At 61.8% G+C, this 5,376-nt stretch carries 9 protein-coding genes and 2 pseudogenes; 7 read left to right on the top strand and 4 right to left on the bottom strand.

What is annotated here, in order from left to right; all coding sequences use genetic code 11:
* The 3 genes and pseudogenes from FS320_RS37255 to FS320_RS37245 form a co-directional block, all read left to right on the top strand.
* Nucleotides 1-142 (top strand): annotated as a pseudogene (locus tag FS320_RS37255) (ATP-binding protein); the annotation flags it as partial.
* Nucleotides 143-230: 88 nt separating this feature from the next.
* Nucleotides 231-728 (top strand): heme utilization cystosolic carrier protein HutX, encoded by a 498-nt coding sequence (gene hutX, locus FS320_RS37250; protein WP_152717341.1) that lies wholly within the window; start codon nucleotides 231-233, stop codon nucleotides 726-728.
* Nucleotides 729-895: 167 nt separating this feature from the next.
* Complete coding sequence (locus tag FS320_RS37245) at nucleotides 896-1,651, top strand: HugZ family pyridoxamine 5'-phosphate oxidase (protein ID WP_152717340.1); 756 nt, start codon at nucleotides 896-898, stop codon at nucleotides 1,649-1,651.
* Nucleotides 1,652-1,715: 64 nt separating this feature from the next.
* On the opposite strand, the gene FS320_RS48910 is transcribed toward FS320_RS37245, so the two are convergent.
* Nucleotides 1,716-1,904: a hypothetical protein gene (locus FS320_RS48910; RefSeq protein ID WP_244627630.1), complete on the bottom strand. Its 189-nt coding sequence runs from the start codon at nucleotides 1,902-1,904 to the stop codon at nucleotides 1,716-1,718.
* Here FS320_RS48910 and FS320_RS51130 point away from each other — a divergent pair.
* A pseudogene (locus FS320_RS51130) lies at nucleotides 1,828-2,157 on the top strand (YhjD/YihY/BrkB family envelope integrity protein); the annotation flags it as partial. The gene FS320_RS48910 and the pseudogene FS320_RS51130 sit on opposite strands and share 77 nt — an antisense overlap.
* Nucleotides 2,139-2,693 carry a YhjD/YihY/BrkB family envelope integrity protein gene (locus FS320_RS37235; protein ID WP_152717338.1) on the top strand — a complete coding sequence of 185 codons (555 nt, stop codon included), beginning with the start codon at nucleotides 2,139-2,141 and terminating at the stop codon, nucleotides 2,691-2,693. The pseudogene FS320_RS51130 and the gene FS320_RS37235, both read left to right, overlap by 19 nt.
* On the opposite strand, the gene FS320_RS45540 is transcribed toward FS320_RS37235, so the two are convergent.
* The gene (locus FS320_RS45540; RefSeq protein WP_153885381.1) at nucleotides 2,690-2,854 is read right to left on the bottom strand and encodes a hypothetical protein; all 165 of its coding nucleotides are present in this window, start codon (nucleotides 2,852-2,854) and stop codon (nucleotides 2,690-2,692) included. The two genes, FS320_RS37235 and FS320_RS45540, sit on opposite strands and share 4 nt — an antisense overlap.
* Before the next feature lie 233 nt (nucleotides 2,855-3,087).
* Between FS320_RS45540 and FS320_RS37230 the strand changes: the two genes are divergently transcribed.
* Complete coding sequence (locus tag FS320_RS37230; protein ID WP_152717337.1) at nucleotides 3,088-3,570, top strand: Hsp20 family protein; 483 nt, start codon at nucleotides 3,088-3,090, stop codon at nucleotides 3,568-3,570.
* A gap of 78 nt (nucleotides 3,571-3,648) precedes the next feature.
* Nucleotides 3,649-4,164 (top strand): Hsp20/alpha crystallin family protein, encoded by a 516-nt coding sequence (locus tag FS320_RS37225; protein WP_152717336.1) that lies wholly within the window; start codon nucleotides 3,649-3,651, stop codon nucleotides 4,162-4,164.
* Nucleotides 4,165-4,233: 69 nt separating this feature from the next.
* On the opposite strand, the gene FS320_RS37220 is transcribed toward FS320_RS37225, so the two are convergent.
* Nucleotides 4,234-4,785 carry a sigma-70 family RNA polymerase sigma factor gene (locus FS320_RS37220; RefSeq protein WP_162003486.1) on the bottom strand — a complete coding sequence of 184 codons (552 nt, stop codon included), beginning with the start codon at nucleotides 4,783-4,785 and terminating at the stop codon, nucleotides 4,234-4,236.
* A 415-nt stretch (nucleotides 4,786-5,200) separates the two neighbouring features.
* Nucleotides 5,201-5,376, bottom strand: a 176-nt coding sequence (locus FS320_RS37215; protein WP_192926244.1) for a transposase, incomplete at its 5' end; no start/stop codon positions are given.

Here is a 5,376-nt window from a genome sequence, read left to right as displayed (position 1 = left end):
GAACAAGAGCATCCGGGAGTGGACCGAGCTGCTGGCCGGCGACGAGGTGCTGGCCACGGCCATCCTCGACCGCCTGCTGCACCGAGCGCATGTTCTCAACATCAAGGGGCGCAGCTATCGCCTGCGGGATCTGGAGGAGGCTCTCCAGCGGGCTCACGCTTGAGCCGTCGTAAAACTGGATGTCGCCTTATCTCGTAAATCTCGGTGTCGCTTGACACGGAGTAAGCACGATGGCATCGGTGGACGACCTGATCCGGCAGGATCTTGCGGCAAGGCCGGATGGAATTCTCGAAGCGGTCGCGGAAGAACGCGACGTTCCCATGCAGGCCGTTTTGGATTGCCTTGGCCCTGAGAGTGCGCAACGCGTTCCCGGCACGCGGTTCGAGGAGATCTGGCAGGATCTGACGGGTTGGGGCGAGATTACCTTCGTGGTCCATACCCGCGACGGCGTCTTCGAGTGCAGGGGCTGCGTTCCTCCCGGAACCCTGGGCCGCGGCTACTTCAACATTCACGGCGACAGCCCCATCGGCGGACATTTGAGGCTGGATCGCTGCCGGTTCGTCTATTTCATAGACCGGCCCTTCTTCGGCAAGCGCTCCTGCTCGGTGCAGTTCGTCAACGAGGATGGCGGCGTGATGTTCAAGGTCTTCGTCGGCCGCAATGAGGATCGGAGCCTGAAAGAGGATCAGCTCGTCCGGTTCGAGGCGCTGCGCGAACGGCATCGCTAACGCATCGTGCGGAACCAGAGGTCCGCGTCGGCGAAAAGTGGATCCGGTTTTCCGCATCGAACGATGCGCCATCGAAGGGGCTGAGCATCGGACCTAAAAGTAGGTCCACTTTCGGGTCCGGTGCTCTAGGGTGTATAATCCTGATATCGAAAGCCGGAGGATGCGAGATGGCAAAAGACCCGATTTTGCCCGTCGATGACGAAGCTCGCGCGCTGGCCAAGAGGCTGATGCGCACCGCCCGCTCCGGTGCGCTCGCCACCAACGAGGCTGAAAGCGGCATGCCGTTTGCAAGCCTCGTTCAGGTCGGAACGGATCTCGACGGCTCTCCCATCATGCTCACCTCGCAGCTCTCGGTGCACACGAGGCTGATGGAGGCCGACCCGCGCTGCTCCCTGCTTCTCTCCTCCATCGGCAAGGGCGATCCGCTGGCGCATCCGCGCCTGACCGTGCTGGCAACGGCAGAGCGGCTCGACCGGGAGACGGACGAGGCGAAAAGCATCCGCCGCCGCTATCTGCTGCAGCATCCCAAGGCCGAGCTCTATGTGGACTTTCCCGATTTCAGCTTCTGGCGCCTCAAGGTTGCATCCGGCAGCCTCAACGGCGGCTTCGGTCGGGCCTATCGCATGGCGGCGGAGGATCTCCTCACCGACGTGTCCGAATTCTTCGATTTCTACGAATTCGAAGCCGGAGCCGTCGATCACATGAACGCGGAGCACAGCGATGCGGTCGCGCTCTATGCCACCCAACTCTGCGGTGCCCGCGAGGGTGCCTGGCATTTGATCGGAATCGATCCCGAAGGCATCCAGATGGCCATGGGCGACGAAATCCTGCGCCTATCCTTCCCGAAGGCCTTGGCAGGACCGCACGAGGTGCGCCCGATGCTCATCCGCTTGGCGAACGAGGCCCGGAGCAGGATCTCATAGGAATGTCGGATTCTGAGTCTGGGTGGGACACCATGGGTCTTGCCATGCCTCGCCCTTGACCGCATCAAGGGAACGGATCGCGCAACAGCTTTGGCACGATCTCCCGATCCACGCTTGCCAAGCCCACCATGCGACCAATCTCTTTCCCGCCCCGCGCCCGGTCCTTCTTCGTCGCCATGGCCGACGCGGGATCAAGCTTTGCGCGCAACGACGGCCTGGCCATGGCAAGCCATGTGGCCCTCTCGCTGGTCATCGCCCTGTTTCCGTTCCTGATCTGCGTCGCCGCTCTCGCGGCCTTTCTCGGGGCCGGGCGCATCTCGACCCATATCGTTCATCTGCTCTTCGATTTCTGGCCCGAGGGCGTTGCCGGTCCCCTGGCGCGGGAGGCCGACAAGGTTCTGATTCCGCGAAGGAACGTGCTGACGGTCAGTATCGTCCTGACGCTGCTCGTCGCCACCAACGGCGTCGAGAGCCTCCGGGTCGCTCTGTGCCGGGCCTACGGCGTCGAACGGTTCCGACCCTGGTGGCAGGCGAGGCTCATCGGCATCGGCTTCATCCTGATCGGCGCGGGGCGCTCGTCGCGTCCTCGGTCCTGGTCGTCCTGTGGCCGTCGATCTGGCGCGGAGCCGTGTCCTACATGCCGGATCTCAAGGGACTCGGCCCGACCTATGACGTGGTTCGCTACGGCCTCGCCTCGATCGTTCTGGTTGTGGGCCTTTCCGCCACCCATCTGTGGCTGCCCGATACCCGCCCGCGCTCGTGGGATGTGGTGCCCGGCATCGCCGCAACCCTGGTCCTGTGGCTCGCAGGGGCGAGCCTCTATGGCGAGTTTCTCGCAAACATGACCCACCTGAAATCAACCTATGCAGGTTTGGCGGGCATCCTGACGGCTCTGATCTTCCTGCAGATCTCCGCCGCGATCTTCATCTTCGGGGCCGAGCTCAACGCTGCCCTGCGCCGTCAGAAGCAGCCGATTGGCAAGGCTCAGGAAGTCGTTTCCGGACCCGTAGACCGTGAGCTACTGTCCGCATCACAGCTTTAGGAGCTCACGCCCTCATCCCGTTTCCTCTCGCAATCGCGCTTCGGGGTCTGCTGCGGAGCCTGTTGCTGCTGGGCGATGATCGTATCGTCTCGAGAGATCTCCGTCGCATGGGACGGAACGGCGAAGGCTGTCAGAACGACAAGGGAGAGGATGCGAAGCATAGTCTGTCTTTCCTTGGTCGAAGCGACGTGATCCTAACGCCCGGCCGATGCGATGGCCAGCCCATCCTAAAAGCGTTCCGGCCGATGCCGATCAGGTGTTCAGGACCCTCTTGAAATCCGGAAAAAGCGTTCCTAAGATCAATATTGCCGAGGCCTTTCAGGGGCTTGGCATTGCGGGCGCCGGCGGGTGTCCGGCGCTCTCATGTCCATGTTGCTCAATGGAGGATATGGTGATGAGATCAGCTTTCGACTTCTCTCCCCTGTATCGTTCGACGGTCGGCTTCGACCGGCTGTTCGACATGCTCGACCAGTCTGCCCAGATCGAGCCCATGACCAACTGGCCGCCCTACAACATCGAGAAGGTAGGCGAAGACCAGTATGTCATCACGATGGCCATCGCGGGCTTCTCTCCCGATGAGATCGAACTCACGCAGAAGGAGAGCCAGCTTCTCGTGGCCGGCCAGAAGAAGGGCTCCGAAGAGGGCAAGCAATATCTGCATCGCGGCATTGCCACCCGCGCCTTCAAGCAGACCTTCAACCTTGCCGATCATGTGAAGGTCACGGGGGCGAGCCTCGAGAACGGCCTTTTGACGGTCGAACTCAAGCGCGAGGTGCCTGAAGCGCTCAGGCCCCGTCGCATCGAGATCAATGCCGGCACTGGGGCGACGAATCTAGGCCGGCATCCGCAGCAGATCGAGCACGGCAAGGCTGCTTAGGGCGAGTTGCTCTTCTTGGCGGCGCCGGTGGTGCACCGGCGCCGTACCCGAACGCATGAGTGAAAGGAGGATCACACCATGAACATGCGCGATCTCATTCCCTGGGGTCGCAGTCAGCAGACGACCCCAAGCCGCTATCGCGACGAGGGCGATCCCTTCATGACCTTGCATCGCGAGATGAACCGGCTCTTCGACGATGTTTTCCGCGGCTTCGACATGGCTCCGTTCGGCGGCGTGAGCCGGATGGCCAGCTGGCCGCATGTGGAAGTCGTCGACAACGACAAGGATGTCCGCATTTCGGCGGAGTTGCCGGGCCTCGAGGACAAGGACGTTGAAGTCCTGATAGGCGACGGCGTACTCACCATTCGCGGCGAGAAGAAATCTGCGATCGAGGACAAGGAGCGCGCTTTCAGCGAGCGCACCTACGGCCGCTTCGAGCGCCGTATCCCACTGGCCTGGGAGGTCGAGGAAGACAAGATCGAGGCCAGTTTCAAAAATGGCGTTCTCACCGTGACCCTGCCCAAGTCGGCCGAGAGCCGCTCGGAGGTGAAGCGCATCGCGGTCAATCGCGCCAGCGAGGAAACCAAGCACTAATCATCGATCAGGGGCGTCCGGCTTGTCCGGACGCCCGCATTTCAGAGCGGCCCGCGTGTTTGGCAGCATTCAAGGCGAGGCATGCATGAACAGGGCGGCCTTGACCAGACTGTCGGGACCGAGGTCGTCCTCGGCGTCGAAGTTCAGCATTTCCGACAGGCGATTGCGGGCGCGATTGATCCGGCTCTTGATGGTCCCGATATTGGTGCCGCAGATCCGCGCCGCGTCCTCATAGGATAAACCTTCCGCGCCGACGAGCAGTAGCGCCTCGCGCTGATCAACCGGGAGTTTGCTCAAGGCCTTGAGCATATCGGTGAAATCGAGCCGCGCGCCCTGTTCGGGCATCACCGCCACCTTCTCGGCCCACGATCCTTCCGGATCCTCGACCTCGCGCTTCCTCCGACGGGTCTGAGTGAGGAAATCGTTGCGCAGGATCGTGAAGAGCCAAGCCTGCATGCTGGTGCCGGGCTGGAATTTGTCGAGATTGCTCAAGCCTTTGAGCAATGTGCTCTGGACGAGATCGTCTGCCCTGTCGACGCTGCCGGAGAGGGAGATGGCGAAGGCTCGCAGATGGGGGATGGCGTTGAGCATCTGCTGTTTCAGGGAGTTTTCGACTGACACTTTTCCAACTCCTCCGATTCGGACCCGTAAGAAGACCCTCCCCGGCGGCCTGCCGCATTAACCTATGCGAAGCCCTTTGCTATTCTGTGATCAATGCTGAAAAACGATGCTGAAAACCTCACGAGAAGCAGGTAATGCCGTGTCTCTTCGAACGATGGTTTTCAAGGATGTAACCGTTCGGCGTCGTTCGCGACGGAGATCAGCGTCTGATTTACGGCCAAGACTTACATGCATCAATGAAGCAGGCAGTCGACTGAACTAGCCGTTCCTATTCACCAGAGTTTGTTTCGGGGCCTATTTGGTAGCGCGGACGTGCCGATCCGCTGCGTTTCTTTCACCGCGGCGAGGTCTGGAACGTGGGGAACGCGTTGGCAGGGACGGGATGGGATGACCGGGGCGATGGCAGCCCCGGCGCTCAGGGCGAGGCCGCCCGGGGCTGGGGTGCCAGAGCGCTCGCAAGACGGCGGACGAGATCCGCTTCCGGACAGCACGAGGCAAAGGCCAGTCGGATGCGGCTGGTGGTTTCCTGCACCCGCACGGCGATCTTGAGCAGGCGCAACCGCAGCGTTGCGAACTCCGCCCGGGCGAGAT

The sequence above is a fragment of the Microvirga tunisiensis genome (genome assembly GCF_009296175.1).
GTDB classification, from domain to species: Bacteria; Pseudomonadota; Alphaproteobacteria; order Rhizobiales; family Beijerinckiaceae; genus Microvirga; species Microvirga tunisiensis.
This window is presented reverse-complemented; position numbering and strand designations above follow the sequence as displayed.

Coding starts and splice junctions, on each gene's coding strand:
- hutX (WP_152717341.1), top strand. CDS start 231: ATGGCATCGGTGGACGACCTGATCCGGCAGGATCTTGCGGCAAGGCCG.
- FS320_RS37245 (WP_152717340.1), top strand. CDS start 896: ATGGCAAAAGACCCGATTTTGCCCGTCGATGACGAAGCTCGCGCGCTG.
- FS320_RS48910 (WP_244627630.1), bottom strand. CDS start 1,904: ATGACCAGCGAGAGGGCCACATGGCTTGCCATGGCCAGGCCGTCGTTG.
- FS320_RS45540 (WP_153885381.1), bottom strand. CDS start 2,854: ATGCTTCGCATCCTCTCCCTTGTCGTTCTGACAGCCTTCGCCGTTCCG.
- FS320_RS37230 (WP_152717337.1), top strand. CDS start 3,088: ATGAGATCAGCTTTCGACTTCTCTCCCCTGTATCGTTCGACGGTCGGC.
- FS320_RS37225 (WP_152717336.1), top strand. CDS start 3,649: ATGAACATGCGCGATCTCATTCCCTGGGGTCGCAGTCAGCAGACGACC.